The sequence below is a fragment of the Euzebyella saccharophila genome, from assembly GCF_014855495.1.
Taxonomy (GTDB): Bacteria; Bacteroidota; Bacteroidia; order Flavobacteriales; family Flavobacteriaceae; genus Euzebyella; species Euzebyella saccharophila.
The window spans coordinates 25,650-42,971 of the sequence record NZ_JACYFJ010000010.1 but is presented as its reverse complement, the minus strand read 5'-3'; the positions used below and the strand labels follow the sequence as shown (position 1 = coordinate 42,971).

The window sequence follows — 17,322 nt, the reverse complement described above, 5'->3', positions numbered from 1 at the left end:
GCTTTCGCCATAATACCCCTTGGTCAAAGGGTAGAGAAAGTCAAGGTCCAAAGCCCCTTTCAAACGCCTGTAGAAATTGTTCTCGGGTATACGCTCGCTCAACTGGAAATGTGCGAACAGTTTTTCCTGGTAATCCTTTTTTCCCTGCATACCTAAAGTTACGATCGATCTACCGAACGGCAATGATCAAGACCGTTTTTTTCTTAACTTGTGCAACAGGCACAATGGCTATAAGTAATTGCTTGCTCTCGCCTACTTCTGAAAATCCTCGCGGATTTTCAGTTTGGTGTGTACTTGCTAAATTAATCGCTAAACCACGCAACTACTCATAGCCGAGACCGTGATGATGCACAATTCACCTAAAGGTGAACCCAAATCGCTACATTGTCGCTCCGCTCCAATTCCCGCTCTTTGGGATCGTGCATCATCGCAGGGCTATGTCAGATTGCAATGGCCGTAGGATGAGGGACCATCGATATTATCACCTTTAGGCGCCATCGAGGATAACTGTGCATATCAACCGCTATATGCAATCTGGTGTGCTCCCTTGTATTTTTCTTTTTTACGTACCTTTCGGTACGACAAACAAAAATCCAATCGCACGACTACACATAGCCCTGCGTTATATGCAAGCCTATGAAAAACATCCTACTTACATTTTTAATTCTAACAGTATTTAGCTGTCAAGAAAAAAAGAAAGAAATTAGTTCTAAAATTTCAATTACAAAAGAAAAGAAAATTGAGAAAAAAAAAGAAGTTGTAATTAGCGTAAATGATACTATAAGTTCATTTTTCACAAACCTTTTCGTGGATGAAATGCAGGATAAACCTGATATGTTATATCTCGGACAGAAAGAAAATAAAACAACAGTAACAATACCAACACAGAATACTATCAAAATAATTGGTGGTGACCCTTTCGTTTCATTTTTCTATGAAATGCAACTTGAAAAAGGAGATAGTCTTTTAATCGATATTAAAAAAATAGACGTTAATCAATCGAAACAAATCGAATATCCAATATTTACATTATTGAATAGCGATAAAACTTGGAGTGAAAACAACTTCGGTTATCTTTTGTACAACTACAATATCAATAACAAAGCAATATTAATTGATGAAGATAAGTTTCAAAACAACAAGTTTGATTCAGAAAAAATATATACAAACTCAATTATATTACTAGACAGTCTAAAAGACAATAATAGCATTTCAGATAAATTCTATTCAACAAACAGAATTAATCAAAAACTAAAGTTTGCAACTTCTAAAATAAGAGAGGCAAAAAATAAAAGTATAGAATTAGACATTGAGAATTTAGGCATAAAACTTAATGAAGAAGAATTACTTGACAATAAAGAATATGTAAGTTTCTTGAGAGCATTGATCTTATACAAATATTTTAAAGAAGATAAGCGAGTTAAGAATTCGGTTTTATTCGACTTTGTCAATGAACAAGAAACAATTTTAAACGAATCTACAAAAGAGATTTTATTGAACTCTTATCTTAAAAGTATTTTCTTCGTTGAAAAACCAAAATTTAGCAAGTATCTGACAAAGTTTCAATCTGCTAGCAATAATGATGAAATGAAAAACAAATGGAATTCTGTTGTTGATAAAGAAAAGGCAAACTCAAATAAACTTAATACAACTAATAGAACGGTCGGAATTTTGACTAATCTTGTTAATGACAATGAATTGACCTTTGAGCAAGTACTTACAAAGCGTAAAGGGAAAATTGTTTTAGTAGATTTTTGGGCAAGTTGGTGTGCACCCTGTCGAAAAGAAATGCCATTTTTAAAAGATTTAAAATTAAAGTTCAATGAAACAGAACTTAAAATTATTGAAATTTCAATTGATAAGGACTATTCAGCTTGGTTAAGAGCATCAAAATTAGAGAATCTGTCAAATGAAATAGATAATTATATAATATCAAATTGGGAAAAATCTAATCTTTATAAAAATTATAATATTAAAACTATTCCTAGGTATTTACTTTTTGGAAAAGATGGTAAAATTATTGACGAAAATGCACCAAGACCAAGTGAAAAAGAACTAATTGAACTGATAAAGGCCAGCATATAACAACGGTAACCGTTGCGCAAGCCCTTGAACAGCAAAAAAGAGACCTCTTTTAAGCCCTTTTTAGGGGCTTTTTGTTTTTAGGACACTGGGCAATCTAGATTCTTGGGCAACCCTACAAGTGTTCTTTCAAGTTCTTGGTACCTGTTTTTTATAAAAAATAACAAAGCAAGTTTCCGCTCCCCGCTTTTGGAACGTTTAAGTTCGAACTTCAGGTACTTCTTCAGGTTATAGGCGATCGCCGAGAGGTGCATCGCCTTGTTGGCCTTTTTAAATCCTATGGTATTTATCTTTCGTAGTACCATAAACTCTATCAGGGTGCCGAAAACGGGCTCGACCGTACTTTGCTGTTTGCCCTTCATATAAGGGCCCTTCGGGCTTTCGACCCGGGCTATGTTCCTTGCGTACTCGTGTAGCCTTCCCCCTTTTGAAGCCTTCCCCATTTTCTACAAATGATAATTCAAAAATCGTAACTTAGGGTAAAGTTCAAAAAAAGGATTTTTAAATTAATTGTAAAATATCTAAACATTTCTAGCTATGCCGATAACAAAAAAAATTATAGTTTCATTCCTTATAGTATTCACCTTTCAAAACTCAACCGGACAGAATACAGATAATCAAGAACGCATCAATGATATTTATAAAACGATGGCAGATTCGAACTTTGATATAGTGATTCGACTAGACAATGAAATGAATGATAACGATGTAAATGCCCGTGTTAAAATTATAAAAAGTTTCGTTTCCGGTGCCGAAATCTCCTACTCAAGGGATTCAGTAGGAAATATAAAAACATTATTAAGTTCAGGTGGCTTGTCAAGTAGCTCTTGTGAATCAGACAATTTCGGTTTTCTAGTTGTAGCTTTAAAGGATAATGAGTGGAAGGGCTGCATGATTGCGGATAGAGATTGAAGAATTTGCATTATACATTAAGACTCGGGGGAATTCTCGAGGTTTAAATAACCGATTTGATTAAATATTTAAAATTGAAAACAAGGGTATTCGAACTTAAGGATATCATCAATCAAACTACATCAGAAGTAAATTTTGGAACATGACTAGAATTGATGGCTGCAGATGAAAAGGGAAATGAAATTGATGTTGGGCATTATCCTCTGTGTCGATTTGTTTCCGAAAAAAGAGGTACTATACAATTTGAGATATATGGTGGCGACAAAATCATTCGGTTTCAGATTGAAGAATTAGAAAGAGCTATTGCAGCAGCCAAAAAATGGATTCAATCAGAAGATTCATTTAACTACCATAATCAATCATAAAGTTCAGGGAAAGGATTAAAGTAGAATAATAGCGCTTTCGACATGTTGTAAATAACTATGAAAAAATTTAAAACTTGACACAGATGAGGATTCTCTACTTAACGCTCTTAATACTATTATCTTTTTCGATGCTTCTTCAAGGTCAAGACACTTTAGTTGACATTGGTGGTTACAAAATGCACTTCAAAATTTTGAAAGGTGAAGGAACTCCGATTCTTTTTGAAGCCGGTGCAGGTAATGATGCCTCAATTTGGGACAATATATTAGAGAAAATTCATAAAGTTACCCGAACAACATTAATTACTTATGATCGCTCAGGATTTGGACAAAGTGAACTCAATCCAACTCTAAAGAAAGATTCGGATTTCGGGATTGAAAATGGTATTAAGGAACTGGAGACAGGCCTTTCAAAATTAAATTACGATAGTGATATTATTCTGGTTTCTCATTCTTATGGCGGCCTTTACAATCTTTTATACACTCTGAAACATCCTAAAAAGGTGAAGTCGGTCGTATTGATAGATGCAGTACTTAGTAATTACTGGAATGAAGAATTACTGACAATAAGAGATATGCATGTTGATATAAGTGCTATTCCAAAGCCTTCTGGCGATTATTATATGAATTTTAATTTCAATGAAATCATGCGTTACGTAAGAAATATGGAGTTCCCCGAAAACACTCCAGTTACAAACGTTTTTCCAGAGAATTCTTCCCTTGGGTTTCCAGAACCACTTGCAAATAGATGGAAAAAACTCCATGAAGACCTTGGCAACCAAAATGAAAACATAAACAACTTAATAGCCAGGGGAAGTGGTCATGCTGTTTTTCAGGATAACCCCGCGTTAATAATCAATACTATAATAAAAGCTTATGCGGAAACGCTAAATGAAAACCAACAAAATAAGGTTTTGGAAAAGGCTTTAGAAAATGCGATAGAATTATCTATTGAGACGAAAGTACACAATCGATCGGAGCATGATTTGAATACTTTAGGGTATTCATTCTTGGCAAATGAAGAATTAGATAAGGCTTTAGAGGTTTTCAAATTAACTACAGTTTTATTTCCTGATAGTTACAATGCATATGATAGTTATGGTGAAGCCTTATTAAAGGCAAATAAAAAAGAAGCTGCGATTCAAATGTATAGGAAATCAATCGAATTGAACCCAGATAATGAGAATGGAAAAACGGTATTACAGCAATTAAAAGAAAAATAGTTATGGTGTACAGTAAGTACTATGAAAAGTCATAGTACAGTGTTATAAAGTTCAAATAAACGATTAACTATCCTACTAACTAATGGCTATTATTAAATATAGCTAATGATGGATGTATTTTTGGTAGACGATAACATTGTTTCTCTTTTTGCTTCGAGATATTGTTTGCAAAGAGAGAAAACCGTCAATAAAGTAACCGTTTGTCAGGGTGTTACCGATGCCTTGGAACATGCAGCTGCAAATTCCGATTCTGTCAGGACCACCTCGGTGATATTCCTAAATATCGATATAGAGGAGTTCCTAAGGGAACGTTCTAAGATTGCTGTATTTGCTAAAAAAAGGTTAAAAGGGCAGATCAAAATATTTGTAATTGCTGATCGTAATACGCTTAAAATAATTGAAAATAAAAATTCTGTGGTGGACGGTCTGTTCCCTAGACCGATGATGGGCGATACAATTCAAAAAGCATTGGAATCGATAAAGGAGCAGTAGAGCAATTAAATGGAAGCTACATGTGAGCAAAACTGGAAGAGGGAACCGTGGCGCAAAAAGTACTTTATTCTCCCTGCATGCTGTTGGTATTCTAAGTTAGAAAGCAATTTTAATCCAAGGCTTATTGAATTCAATTTTCCATTTACCTATCAAGAATAATAATTGAGTAATGTGATAAAGTTTTTTTCAGTTGGCCATACAAATCTTTGTAACGGCAAGAAAACATATATGATAGACTTATTAGTATTTCTTTTTCCTTGCTCATGAAATTCATATTGCCAAGTTAACGATAGTTAAATAAGACGGGACAACTAACAAGTCCCGCCTTATGGTAAGCGACAATAATCAACTAACAAATCGCTTTTTCACTATTATTCTTTTTTCCGTAACTTCTTTTATGGGAAAAATTATCCTTTCATTTTTAATAGCTAGCGTTACCCCCATATTATCCAATGATTCTATCTTTCCTTCCAACCCATCGATTTCGATGATATCACCGACACGATATTTTTTTCTGGCGTAGAAGGTCAACAATAGGCGGGCGATTACCTCCTTGGAACCGAATCCGAAACCGATGGCCAATGCAAACAGAAATGCCCCTAAGATCATGGTAATGTTATTGGTGATTATAGTCGTGTCTATACCGGCCTGATTGAGTGCGGAGATGGTAAAGAAAATGGCAATTAGATAAAAGATCGCCATTCCGATCAATCTAGATCCGTTCAGGTTAAGTGTACTGAACAGGGTACTTATGGCACGTCTTACAATATTTGCAATGTACATACCGACAATAAAAAGGATGATACCACTGAATAATTTGGGCAGGTACCTTAAAAGGTTCCCGATCTCATTGGAAATTATTTTCCATTCCATAATGTCCGAGGCCACGATGAACAGCATCAGGTAAATGCTCCATTTGGCAAATCCGAGCAAGACTTGCGAAAATTTGATAGGTAATTTCCTTCCCCCCATCATCTCCAAGTTGTTGACCTTTTCGCCGAAACGGTCTACCTTCAGGATAACCAATAATTTCTTTAAAACTATAAGCACGAGCTTGGTCAGCAACCAACCCAATAGGAGAACTAATACCACCCCCGGTTATTTTAGGTAGGGTACTTCCTATTTTCTCCCCGATAGTCTTTATCGACTCCAATGTGAGGTCTTTCCATTCGTCTATAGTAGCCATGTTCTCAAGGAAGTTAGTTGAACTCATTGTTATCGATCGTTTTAAAAAGACCTTTCAGGGCCGAAGGATAACTGTCGGTCACCAAAAATGTAAGGTCCATGAACAAACTGGCAATGGCCACATCATCCATAACTTTTTTTCTTATTTCCACGGGCAATTGTTTTGGTTTTGTGTTTAAATTTTTAAAAGGGTTACTGTTCTTTTGCATTATTTTAAATTATGATAAGCGTTGACTACTTTGTTTTTGGCTCTTTTCAGCCTCATTTTTACTGCACTTTCACCAATTTGCAACAAGGCCATCAATTCTTTGATGGTCGCATCATCTTGGTATTTTAGGAGAAGGATGGATTTGTCCTCGGGTTCGATCTGATCGAGGGCCTTTTTCAGTTTTTGTGATTTTAATTCGAAAAGGGAGCTATCCGGTATTTCCTGCAAAGGGTTCCCGTCACCTTCTTCAAAACTTCGGGAACTATCCTTCATTTTTCTGTACTTGTTTCTATTCACATGGTTGACACAAAAATTATAAACGAACGAATAAAGCCATGTACTGAATTTAGACCTTCCTTGAAAGCTTCCAATCTTTATGTAGAGCAACAAAAAAATATCCTTTGTCAGGTCTTCGGCCTCTTGCAGATCAATAGCAAAACCACTGCATTTATTGAATACTTTATCGGCATACCTATCGTATAGTTCTCCGAATAATTCAGGCTCTCTTGAAGAAATCAGTTCTATGACCAATTTTTCATCGGTAATTCTTTTATGTAGTAAGGGCAAGCTCAATTGGTTCTAAAGCAAACATTAATGGTTGTCTCTTTAGGACACCGCTTTTTGGATTAGGTCACTTCTTCGGAAAAAAAATGGAGAAATAAAATTTACAGTGCTGTCTTGTAGGTGTTTAGGTTTCAAAAAAAAGATCGGCAAAAGTATGGATTAGTTTCAATCCTCGCAAGTACATGGGATCCAATAGTTTGCCCTTGATTTTTACTATTTATCCAAAAAAAGGACGTATCCGATGTGACTTAGTAAATCTAGAGTGTGTCTAAATGAGCTAAAGTGCTTAAGTAAGCACTTAACATGGCAAAGGTAGCTAGCATTTTTTCTCACGGACTACCTCGGTAAGCGTCCGATATTTTATGAATTGCCTGATACATCCAAATGGAAAATAAGTAATGAATACCATATTTTAATAAATGAAAAATGAATGGAAGGGCATGCTTGATCATTTGCCCGATGCTATTATCATAACGGATAAATTAGGAGCTGTTAGGGCCTTTAACAATAACACATTACAATTGCTAGGTTATGAAGCGGAGAGACTGATCGACCGTTCACTATGTCAATTTTTGAACAAAGTATCGGCAACTGAAATCATGAATAGATTATTAAATACGCTTGAAGGTGTATCTCAATTACCTGTGGAACACCATGAACTTGAAATTATCCGTAAGGACGGCAAAATTGTTCCGGTTCAGACCGGCATTGTTCCCTTTATCTCCCAGGGGATTCCCTATGTTTGTTTTGCCCTTCGTGATATATCGGTATTTAGGGAACAAATTTTGAGATTGAAGGATGAAAACCTCCAACTCAAAAATACCTTGTCGCGGTCAAAGGAGAACAACGAACGCTTAAGGGACTTTAGTGATATAACGGCGCATAACCTTCGCGGTCCGGTCTGTAATCTCCAGCTCCTATTAAATCTATATAATTATGAGAGTGAACCGAACAAAAAAGAGTTTCTGATGGAGAAATTCGACAAGGTGGTCTCAGGCTTGAACCATACGTTGGATGTTTTGGTAGAGTCCGTACAGTTTAAAAGATCACCGGAAAAGAATAAATCCCTTGATTTAAAGGAAATATTGGAAAGGACACAGAACCTGCTGATTGCACAGATCGATAGTTCCGACTGTATAATCGAATCGGATTTTTCTAAGGTTCGATGGGTTGCTTATAACCAAATATACATGGAAAGTATTTTTCTTAATTTGATTGGCAACGCGATTAAGTACAGGTCCGAAAATAGACGCTTATTAATTGAAATAAAATCGTGGAAAGATAAGGAACGTCTGATGTTAAGCTTTAAGGATAACGGCTTGGGAATTGATCTGAATAAACACCAAAAAGATATTTTTGGTTTTAAAAAAGTCTTCCATAATCATCCAGACGCGAAAGGAATTGGCCTATTTATGACCAAAACGCAAATCGAGTCCCAGGGAGGCTCGATAAAGGTTAAAAGCGAACCTGGTCAAGGCTGTTGCTTTATAATCTCGCTTAATTAAGTTCTGGTGAAAATGGTAATGTAGATTTATCCTTCACCTTTTTATATAAATGAGAATTCAGAAATCGTAAATTAGAGAAAAGTTCAAAAAAACGATTCCATCAATAGAGGTGCCACACCCATCGATTTAAGGGCCGAAGTTCTGTAGCTCGGCAAAATGGCCCTTGGGCCGCATCGTCAGGCTATTATGTCCAGCGACCATGACTTTTGAACTAGGACTTAACAATTTTATTTATGATTAAATGGCAGTACGTCCATTATCAAGCTAAAGAAAACTCATCGCAAGCTTGTGCACACTCCCTACATGTTTTCTCGCACTGCTTGCAATGTGGATGTTCGTGGTTCGAACATTCGTCGGCACAGGCCAGGCAGACTTGTTTGCAATACTCGATTAGACCTTGGACATTCGTGTAGGAAGTGGCCAAAATTTGGGCAAGTGAGCTACATACTTCCGCGCATACCTTATTTGACCTGATGCAATTTTTCATCATCGAGATGTTGTCCTCATCAAGGCAGGCGTCCGCACAATAATTGCAATGATTGATACAACTTCCTAATGCATGGATCAATTTTTCATTTCTCATATCAACTATTTTAAAGGTTAAGAGTTGTGAAAATATGCTAATTTGACTGTACTTGGATACTTGGAAAAATTGAATATTGATCCAATCACGATACAATTTGAAAGTAATTTGCCGACTTGAAAGCTAAGGAAAAGTGCTAGGATAAGTTCCAAAAAAATGGTTCAGGGTCTATCGCAAGGTGGTTATTGAATCATTCAATGGCCGGTATCGATAATATGTATTTGATTCGTTTCCAAAAAAGAATGGCGGTAGCATTGGTGGGCCTACTTAAATCTGCCAATAAAAAGAGATTTTTTCTAAACTGTTCGAATTCGGGGATACCCGAACGATCCCCATCGAACCGGAAATAAGCCATTACGCACTCTGAAAAACTTCTTTCCGTTATCGTATCCTCACTGAGCAGGATTACCTTATCGTGCCTGACATCGCTTTGAATGTTGGCAAATAGAGCTCTAACTTTGTCTTCGGGCCCCTCCAGTAGTTGCATAAATTTATCGGAATAGTGGATCAGGCATCCGGTAATGCCGTTTTCGGAATTAGATGCCCTTGCAGTTTTCAAAATTTCGTCGATATCTGCAACTTTCAATCCGTGAATCGCCTTGGAACTATAGATTAAGGTGTACATCTAAAAGAGATTTAACTTTCATTAAATGTAAGCAATCTTGATGTACTCTATTATCTCTTATATCGATTGAAGCACAAAGTGTTTTATTTGAGCTATGACCACTTCGGAGACATGATTGTTTAAAAGTGATGGAACACACCATAAGAGGTCCCGACCCTCCCTTGGTCTACTTAAAGTAATCAATATTTCAAAAAATCTCGGGCCATCAATCTCGTACTTATCGACAATCTAGAAGATCGGACGACAGGTAACCCCAATTAGGGAAGTCTCGAACAAAAATTGTCTTCTAGTTTATCGGACGCCTTGGCTGCGCCGATTCCCGTATGGGTTAGACTATTCAAAGTTACCTTGCGAAATGATGCTTAACCTTCAAATTTCCTTAAATGATAAACTGTAACCTAGGGAAAGTGTAGCTGAAGGCTTACCCGTTTAGTAGTTTTTCCCGTTTTATGCAATTGATAATTAAGAAGTAGTAACTTAGTGGAAAGTTCAAAATAAGGATTTTCTCCCTGTACTAGATTTATTTTTATGCAATACAGTTATTCATTAAATAAGGGATATTCAAAGGATGTGGTCCATTTGAACAAACATCAAGCTAAAATCAAAATGATTGCAAAAAATGAGTGAGGAAAATGAAATATACCAAATAAACAAAGTAGTTTCTAAACTTCCAAGGTGGTTTAAAAATGGACATCGAATTAATTCACAAATTTTAATTAACTATTTAAAATTAGAAGAGGAATACGAAAATGTCGAATATGAACATCTTGCTGAAAAATGCAAACATTTAAGAACTTTTAAAACCAATTTCGACCAAATGAAAAATTTTGGCGAAAAAAACCACGGCAAAATTTTTGAGGTTTCCGACACTAATATTACGCTATGGAAACCCTTAAAGAAAGAGATTTACCTACATTACAAAAATTACAAAAGAGAACTTTCTTTAAAAAAGCTAGATTACAAATTTGTAGATAATGAAAATGAATTAGTTAAATCAACAATTGAGTTTTTTAGTAAGCCTGAATTTTGGAAATCAACAATTGGAAATGCGCCAAAATACTTTGTTCATGTTCAAAATGGTGGACACCACATTTTTGGACTCTCAAAATTTTGCGCATTTAAAAACATATCAGTTGAGGAATATATTTCAAGCTTTAGATATAAAACTGACGGAGGAACAACACGAAAACATATAGCCGATTTAACAAGCAAAAGTTGGATTCCAAGAAAGAAAATAGACAGGAAAATAAGAGAACAATTTGACAATTGGATTTCCAAGTTTCATCCGAATTATAATCTTGACAACGCATCTTTCATTACAATTTCTCAGAACAAAAAAGTTAATAAAAGAAAACAAAAATTTATTGACCCAGAAACACTTGAAAATAATTTAAAATTACAAAGGGAAATTGGAAAAATAGGCGAAGAAATTGCTTATGATTATGAAATTAATAGACTACGGAAATTAGGATTGAAAAATGTTGAGAAATACATTGAACATACTTCAAGGTTAAATTCTGGTGCTGGATTTGATATTACCTGTTTAGCAAAAAAAGACCACCGTTATATAGAGGTGAAATCATCACTAAATAACAATTTAGACTTCTTCATAACAGAAAATGAATATTGTACACTTGAACAATTAGGACACGAAGCTTTCATATATTTTGTTCACGTTACTAATCTTGAAAAGAAAGAGGGAAAAGTGTTTATGGTTTTGAGAAATCCGATTACGGAATTAAAGGCGAATGGAGACTTAAAACCGATAGCGTATAGAGCAAGTTTGGACAAAAAACTTAACACAATAAAGGAGGTAGATTAAAAATCAAAAAAATGGATGATACGGCACATCGATTTGAGTCATTTCTGGAGCATGTAGATTAAATTACATTGCTATCATTTAGTACTGCATCATAAAATAAAAATATATGATAAACACTTTAGCTTATCAACAATCAATTAATCAGGAACTTGATACTTTAAAAAATAGAGTCAGAAATCTAATAGGAAATGCTCATTGGGGAGAAGAAGGTAGATATAAAGAAGAAGTTTTAAAGTCTATTTTAAGGAGTAGACTTCCTGCAAACCTTTCTGTCGGAACTGGATTTATAATGAATCAAACATCCCCATCGGCGAATGATATATCAAAACAAATAGACATAATTGTTTACGAAAATAATAGCGCGCCAGTCTTTAGGGAGGGAGATTTTGTTATTGTAACTCAGAACTCTGTAAAAGCAATTATAGAGGTAAAATCAAAGATCAAATCTAGTAGAACATACAAAAATGGATTACATAATATTGTTCAAAATTTCAGTTCAATTGTACGGTTTCCTCAAATTTCTAGAATAGACGATAACCGAATTTTCAGAGGAATAATATCATATGATTATCAAGGAGAAATTCAATCACCAATAATTGATGAAGCACTCAGGATATCAGGCGGTCTGGTCAATCATTTTTCTCTTGGCGGAAAAATTTTTATTAGACATTGGGTAGATGGCAGAGACCTTGAACCGCCAATTACTTCAAATTGTAATAGAAATCTTTACAATATTTATGACTTGGAAGGATTGTCCCATTCTTATTTTATTTCTAATTTAATTCATATGACATCAAACGAAAATCTCTCTGATAGATATTTTATGGATTTTCCAATCGAAGGGACCAAAGAAACCAGAAGAAATAGGACTATATGTCTCTAAAAGTTTATATGATGTCCACACTCCGTTTCGTAGTAGGGCTGATGAACTTACCGTTAACAAAGTTCAAAAAAACGATTATTAAAATCTTACTTTAGACAGAGTTTAATTTCCAGACCCTGTCGGTTTGGTGTTTTTTTTTTCAACAGCTCCGGCTCTAAATTCCTATGGAGGTCCTGTGGGGTATCGATATCGAAGATCTCAAAACCACTTTTCAAAGTCTTTTTTACCTTATCATTGAGTTTGTTGCCATTGATACGCTCACCCTCGTCCAGATAGCCGTTCATCTCACCCGCAAGAGACTTCTCGATCATAATCTTTAGCATGGGTGCAAAGGCGCCTCCCTCACCGAAAAAGTTCTGGCCTTACATGAACTGCTCAAGCACCTTCTTTTAAAACTCTGTCAGTTCATCTTTGTCATGGTCCTGACTAAATAAAATTAATACTTCTAATCTTTTTCAGAGAGAGTTCAGTTTACAATCTCAATATATAATTTTAAGTATACGGGTCTAGTAATTGGTCAAGGCTTTAATAATACATTAACTTCTCTTTAGTAACAATATCCAATGGTAGACTGACTATTTGTGGAGGTAACTGTTGTAATCCTAAATATTTGTAGAGATAATCAATTCCTTCATAGGCTTGTTCATAAGGCCGTTGATTAATTAAAAAATCAATTTTTTTCTTGTTTAATAGTTGCTTATTCTTGTCAAGAAGGTCATAACCAACTATCCGAAAAAGCTTTTTGCTTTCTAATGCTTTTACTAATATGTGGGACTTAGAATTAGGTACGAAAACACCCCCTAGCTTTTCCGTCTGTATTAATTTATTTTGAATTTTCTTTATCAAATCAGGATCTTCCTCCGATATAATCAAGCTGTCAATTACATAGTGAAATTCGTTATTGTCACTAAAAAACGAATTAAATCCCATGATCCTTTCTTTTACATTTAAGTTAGGGTTTTGAGCCTTAGTTATATGAATAATCAAAAAATTAGTCCCTTTTTTTTGATTAAAGCTTATCAGTTCACCAGCCAATCTTCCACCCTGATAAGAGTTTTGACCAATAGTACTTAATGCAGATATATCATTTTTGATAGATCCGATTAAAATATATGGTATTGATTTCCTTTTGCAAGTATCCATAAATATTTTTGATTCTTCTATGAGTACTTGAGCCAATAGAACTGCATCATTTTTCTCATCAAAAATTCTTCTTGATTCCTTTATAAAGGAATTTTTGTTCTTTTGATTATAGAGATAAATTTTTATTTCAACGCCAAATGATTTAAGATCTGTATTAGCCTGTTGAACAGCTCTCATAGGTTCTGACCAATACTCTCCATTTTTATGTTCGGGAAGTAATACTGCAATTTTAAAATTTCTATTAAGAGCTAAGTTACGAGCATGGGTATTTGGAACGTATTTTAGTTCATTCATGATTTTTTTTATAAGTATAGTAGTCTCTTTCGAAACATCTCCTCTATTGTGAATGACTCTATCAACTGTTCCAATAGAAACATTGGCGAGTTTCGCAATTTCTTTAATTGTTGGTTTTTTAGACATTTACTTACTTTTTGTATAAAATAACATAGGGTGATTTGAATATTTAACAAAAATATTCAAATATAATTTTTCTATTAAAAATAATCTTTACATATTTGCTCCGTTCCGTGTGCGTTAACGGATATAGTTGCAAGATAATATTTTAGAATAGTGTTTAGAAAATTTCATTCTATAAAACGAAAATTGCAAAAAATGTTGATGCATATTTTTTTCGCTATTACCGTTAACGCTCACGGCGCAATGTCAACTCAATTTTTAACTGATTAAACTCAAAACTAGATGGTATGAATCAATATTTCTTTTCATTTATTATTTGTATGTTCATTAGCTCTCCAGTATTATACTCCCAATCTACAATTGTGGAAGGAGAGGTAACTTCTAACAATGGAGAGCCTTTGCCAGGTGTTAACGTTATTGAAAAAGGAACTTCCAATGGCACAGTAACCGATTTTGACGGGTTATACTCGATCAAGGTAACTACAGAAAGACCAACTTTAATATTCAGTTCAATTGGCTTTGGTACTCAAGAAATCTCTGCGGCCAACACATCTAGTTTAAATGTGATTCTTGAAGAAGATGCTCAGGCCCTAGACGAAGTCGTTTTGGTTGGATATGGAACCCAAAAAAAGCAAGATCTGACCGGTGCAATTGTATCTGCAGACCTTGAACAGTTTCAAGAATCCCCAAATACAAGTGTTTTGCAATCATTGCAAGGTGCGCTTCCGGGCATTACTGTTGGGCAGACTTCCACTACCGGGGCAGAACCTGATATTCAAATTAGGGGTAGGTCCACTCTAAATGGTAGTCAAGACCCTTTAATTGTAGTAGATGGGGTCATCTACAGAGGTCGACTCAATGACCTGAATCCAAAGGATATTAAGTCAGTTGATGTGCTAAAGGATCCTAGTAGCAAAGCAATTTACGGTGCGCAGGCGGCTAATGGAATTGTCATCGTTAGTACGAAGAGTGGTAAATCAACTCAAAGGCCAACAATAAATTATTCTACTTTCTACGCTGTTCAGACACCCACGAATGCGCGAAGGACCAACAATAGGGATGAATTTTTAAGATCAGCTCGAGATGTAGACTGGGAAAATGGTTACTTAGCACCTGACTATACTCAGGATAATCCAGCTTGGTTACCAGAAGTTGATCCGGTTTTCAATCCAACTTCTTTTGAAGGCATTGGCAATGGAACTAACTTCGACTGGTTCGGTACGGCTACAAATCCTGGATATACACTAGACCACCAATTAAGTATTAGAGGTAGTTCGGATAAAACTTCATATTTTATTTCAGGAGGTTTGACAAAACAAGTGGGCTGGATAACCAACGATAACTACGACAGGCAAACCGTTAGAGTAAATATTGATACTGAAATTACAGAATGGCTCACCATTGGCGCAAATACCTTTGGAACCTTCTCCGATTTTTCTGGCGTGAATCCAGGATTGAATGCCTTGGCTAGAATGAACCCATTAGTAACCCCCCGTGATGAAGAAGGTGAGTTTATTATCAATCCTTTGGGAGACAATATTGTTAATCCGTTTTTGGCGAGTTCAGCAGATGACAGGGACAATTTAAATAACATTTCGGCCATTTTCTACGCCTCTATTGACGTACCATATGTCGATGGCCTGAACTTCAGAGTCAACTATAGTAATAATTACCGGTGGTCATTACGCGGTAATTCCAACATCTATGGTGCAGGATTAACCGGTAGTGCTTTCAAGGAAACTTCCTCTACCCACGATGTATTGGTCGATAATATTTTGACTTTTGAGAAACGTTATGGCTCAAATGAAGACCACGGTTTTAAGGCAACCATGGTCTTAGGGTTCAATACTATAGATTATGAACAGACTATGGCAGAGGGCTCAGGATTTGGAAATCTGGCTCTATCCTACAATAGTTTGGAACAGGCCGTTATACAAAGAATATCTTCCGATGCCTCTAAGGAAAGCTATACCGCGCAGACTGGTCGAATCAACTATGACTTTAAAAGAAAGTACTTGTTAAGCGCGAGTTTGCGTCGAGACGGATTTAGTGGTTTCTCCGAAAATAACAAAACTGCACTTTTTCCATCGGTTGGATTGGGCTGGGTTATCTCGAATGAAGAATTTCTTGTTAATTCGGAAGCCGTTACCAATCTGAAACTAAGAGGTAGTTACGGTAGCAATGGAAACCTTACATCGCAATATAGCTCACTATCGCGATTGGAAACTCCTCCAGAATCACGCTACCTTTTTGGAGATGGGGGCACAACGGTCAATGGACAAACAGTAATTTCTTTGGCCAATCCCGATTTGAGATGGGAGCGTACCGATGGTATCAATATAGGAGCTGATTTTGGATTGTTTCAAGGTAAGGTTTCTGGTGCTATCGATTATTACAATTCGAGAACAAAAGATCTTTTGTGGGATTTCATTCTTCCCGAACTAAGCGGTTTTAGTTCTATTCGGTCTAATGTGGGCGAAATCAAAAATAGGGGGATAGAATTCTCCTTAAGCTTTTCCCCGGTCCGTTCCGATGCATTCAATTGGGATTTTGGCGTGAATTTTGCCTCCAATCGAAATGAAATTGTTGAACTCCTAAACATCGACGCTGATGGTGATGGCCAGGAAGATGATCTTATTGCCAACGGTTTGTTCATTGGGGAATCTATAGGTACCATTTATGATTATGAGGTGGACGGATTTTATCAGGTGAACGATAATGACATACCCGACGGTTGGAGCCCAGGGTTACAACGATTGGTAGATTTAGATAATAGTGGTGATATTTCTCCCGACGCAGACAGAAGAATTCTAGGCAGACAGGAACCAGCCTATCAATTTGGTATAAGTAACTCATTAAGTTATAAGAGCTTTGCATTCAAATTCTTTATTAATTCCATTCAGGGAGGCAGTGATGGGTATTTGGGCAGAAATAGTCCTGATTTGCGGGACTCTTTCGGAAATGCCCAAAACGGTAACCGATTTTCCGATATAGATTATTGGTCACCCCTTAATCCGAATTCTACCTATAGACGCCTAGGAGTTAATGCCCCTGTCACTGCTCAACGATATTTTGACCGAAGTTTTGTTCGTTTGCAAGATGTCTCTTTATCGTATCGCCTGCCACATGAAGTATTGGATAAAATCGGTATCCAAAATTTAAAACTCTTTTTGAGCGGAAAAAATTTAATCACGTGGACTGATTGGGAAGGTTGGGACCCCGAAACCGGACAGGGTCTTGACAGTTCCAATAGTGGCCTACCCGTTATGAAAAGTGTAACCTTCGGATTGGATATCTCCTTTTAACAATAAAACAG

17 protein-coding genes are annotated in these 17,322 nt (G+C 35.9%); 9 read left to right on the top strand and 8 right to left on the bottom strand.

The features are described 5' to 3' along the window. The first annotated feature begins 636 nt into the window (after window positions 1-636). Window positions 637-2,085: a TlpA family protein disulfide reductase gene (locus tag IL355_RS18915; protein WP_192463670.1), complete on the top strand. Its 1,449-nt coding sequence runs from the start codon at window positions 637-639 to the stop codon at window positions 2,083-2,085. Between the two features lie 77 nt (window positions 2,086-2,162). Here IL355_RS18915 and IL355_RS19285 read toward each other — a convergent pair whose 3' ends face one another. Next, on the bottom strand, window positions 2,163-2,525 hold the full coding sequence (locus IL355_RS19285; protein ID WP_225621344.1) for a transposase: 363 nt from the start codon (window positions 2,523-2,525) through the stop codon (window positions 2,163-2,165). 94 nt (window positions 2,526-2,619) lie between these two features. Here IL355_RS19285 and IL355_RS18905 point away from each other — a divergent pair, with 94 nt between their 5' ends. The 4 genes from IL355_RS18905 to IL355_RS18890 all read left to right on the top strand — a co-directional run bounded on the left by IL355_RS18905 (window position 2,620) and on the right by IL355_RS18890 (window position 5,071). After that, window positions 2,620-2,994 (top strand): hypothetical protein, encoded by a 375-nt coding sequence (locus IL355_RS18905; RefSeq protein ID WP_192463669.1) that lies wholly within the window; start codon window positions 2,620-2,622, stop codon window positions 2,992-2,994. A gap of 155 nt (window positions 2,995-3,149) precedes the next feature. Further along, window positions 3,150-3,359, top strand: coding sequence for a hypothetical protein (locus IL355_RS18900; protein ID WP_192463668.1), 210 nt, complete (start codon window positions 3,150-3,152; stop codon window positions 3,357-3,359). 83 nt (window positions 3,360-3,442) lie between these two features. Further along, a complete protein-coding gene (locus tag IL355_RS18895; RefSeq protein ID WP_192463667.1) occupies window positions 3,443-4,579 on the top strand; it encodes an alpha/beta fold hydrolase in 1,137 nt (378 codons plus the stop codon). A 105-nt stretch (window positions 4,580-4,684) separates the two neighbouring features. Next, a complete protein-coding gene (locus IL355_RS18890) occupies window positions 4,685-5,071 on the top strand; it encodes a hypothetical protein (RefSeq protein WP_192463666.1) in 387 nt (128 codons plus the stop codon). Window positions 5,072-5,416: 345 nt separating this feature from the next. Here IL355_RS18890 and IL355_RS18885 read toward each other — a convergent pair whose 3' ends face one another. From IL355_RS18885 to IL355_RS18870, 4 genes are read right to left on the bottom strand one after another with little or no spacing between them, the layout of a single operon-like run. Further along, a complete protein-coding gene (locus IL355_RS18885; RefSeq protein ID WP_192463665.1) occupies window positions 5,417-5,944 on the bottom strand; it encodes a mechanosensitive ion channel family protein in 528 nt (175 codons plus the stop codon). Further along, entirely contained in the window at window positions 5,919-6,284 is a 366-nt protein-coding gene (locus IL355_RS18880; RefSeq protein ID WP_192463663.1) for a hypothetical protein, read from the bottom strand. Before IL355_RS18880 ends, IL355_RS18885 begins: the two co-directional genes overlap by 26 nt. After that, window positions 6,271-6,408, bottom strand: coding sequence for a hypothetical protein (locus IL355_RS18875; RefSeq protein ID WP_192463662.1), 138 nt, complete (start codon window positions 6,406-6,408; stop codon window positions 6,271-6,273). Before IL355_RS18875 ends, IL355_RS18880 begins: the two co-directional genes overlap by 14 nt. 56 nt (window positions 6,409-6,464) lie before the next feature. After that, window positions 6,465-7,031, bottom strand: a complete 567-nt coding sequence (locus IL355_RS18870) for an RNA polymerase sigma factor (protein ID WP_225621343.1) — start codon at window positions 7,029-7,031, stop codon at window positions 6,465-6,467. 416 nt (window positions 7,032-7,447) lie between these two features. Here IL355_RS18870 and IL355_RS18865 point away from each other — a divergent pair, with 416 nt between their 5' ends. Beyond that, window positions 7,448-8,533: a sensor histidine kinase gene (locus tag IL355_RS18865; protein ID WP_192463660.1), complete on the top strand. Its 1,086-nt coding sequence runs from the start codon at window positions 7,448-7,450 to the stop codon at window positions 8,531-8,533. A 773-nt stretch (window positions 8,534-9,306) separates the two neighbouring features. On the opposite strand, the gene IL355_RS18860 is transcribed toward IL355_RS18865, so the two are convergent. Then, window positions 9,307-9,741, bottom strand: coding sequence for a BLUF domain-containing protein (locus tag IL355_RS18860; RefSeq protein ID WP_192463658.1), 435 nt, complete (start codon window positions 9,739-9,741; stop codon window positions 9,307-9,309). A gap of 619 nt (window positions 9,742-10,360) precedes the next feature. On the opposite strand from IL355_RS18860, the gene IL355_RS18855 reads away from it, so the two are divergent. Both IL355_RS18855 and IL355_RS18850 read left to right on the top strand, forming a co-directional pair. Then, window positions 10,361-11,563 (top strand): DUF3883 domain-containing protein, encoded by a 1,203-nt coding sequence (locus IL355_RS18855; protein ID WP_192463657.1) that lies wholly within the window; start codon window positions 10,361-10,363, stop codon window positions 11,561-11,563. 106 nt (window positions 11,564-11,669) lie between these two features. Continuing rightward, complete coding sequence (locus IL355_RS18850) at window positions 11,670-12,446, top strand: DUF6602 domain-containing protein (protein ID WP_192463655.1); 777 nt, start codon at window positions 11,670-11,672, stop codon at window positions 12,444-12,446. 86 nt (window positions 12,447-12,532) lie between these two features. Here the strand turns inward: IL355_RS18850 and IL355_RS18845 are convergent, their stop codons facing one another. Together IL355_RS18845 and IL355_RS18840 are read right to left on the bottom strand one after the other, a co-directional pair. Continuing rightward, window positions 12,533-12,757 (bottom strand): hypothetical protein, encoded by a 225-nt coding sequence (locus IL355_RS18845; RefSeq protein ID WP_192463653.1) that lies wholly within the window; start codon window positions 12,755-12,757, stop codon window positions 12,533-12,535. Window positions 12,758-12,971: 214 nt separating this feature from the next. Continuing rightward, complete coding sequence (locus IL355_RS18840; protein WP_192463652.1) at window positions 12,972-14,009, bottom strand: LacI family DNA-binding transcriptional regulator; 1,038 nt, start codon at window positions 14,007-14,009, stop codon at window positions 12,972-12,974. 284 nt (window positions 14,010-14,293) lie between these two features. Between IL355_RS18840 and IL355_RS18835 the strand changes: the two genes are divergently transcribed. Beyond that, window positions 14,294-17,311 (top strand): SusC/RagA family TonB-linked outer membrane protein, encoded by a 3,018-nt coding sequence (locus IL355_RS18835; RefSeq protein ID WP_192463650.1) that lies wholly within the window; start codon window positions 14,294-14,296, stop codon window positions 17,309-17,311. Window positions 17,312-17,322 lie beyond the last annotated feature (11 nt).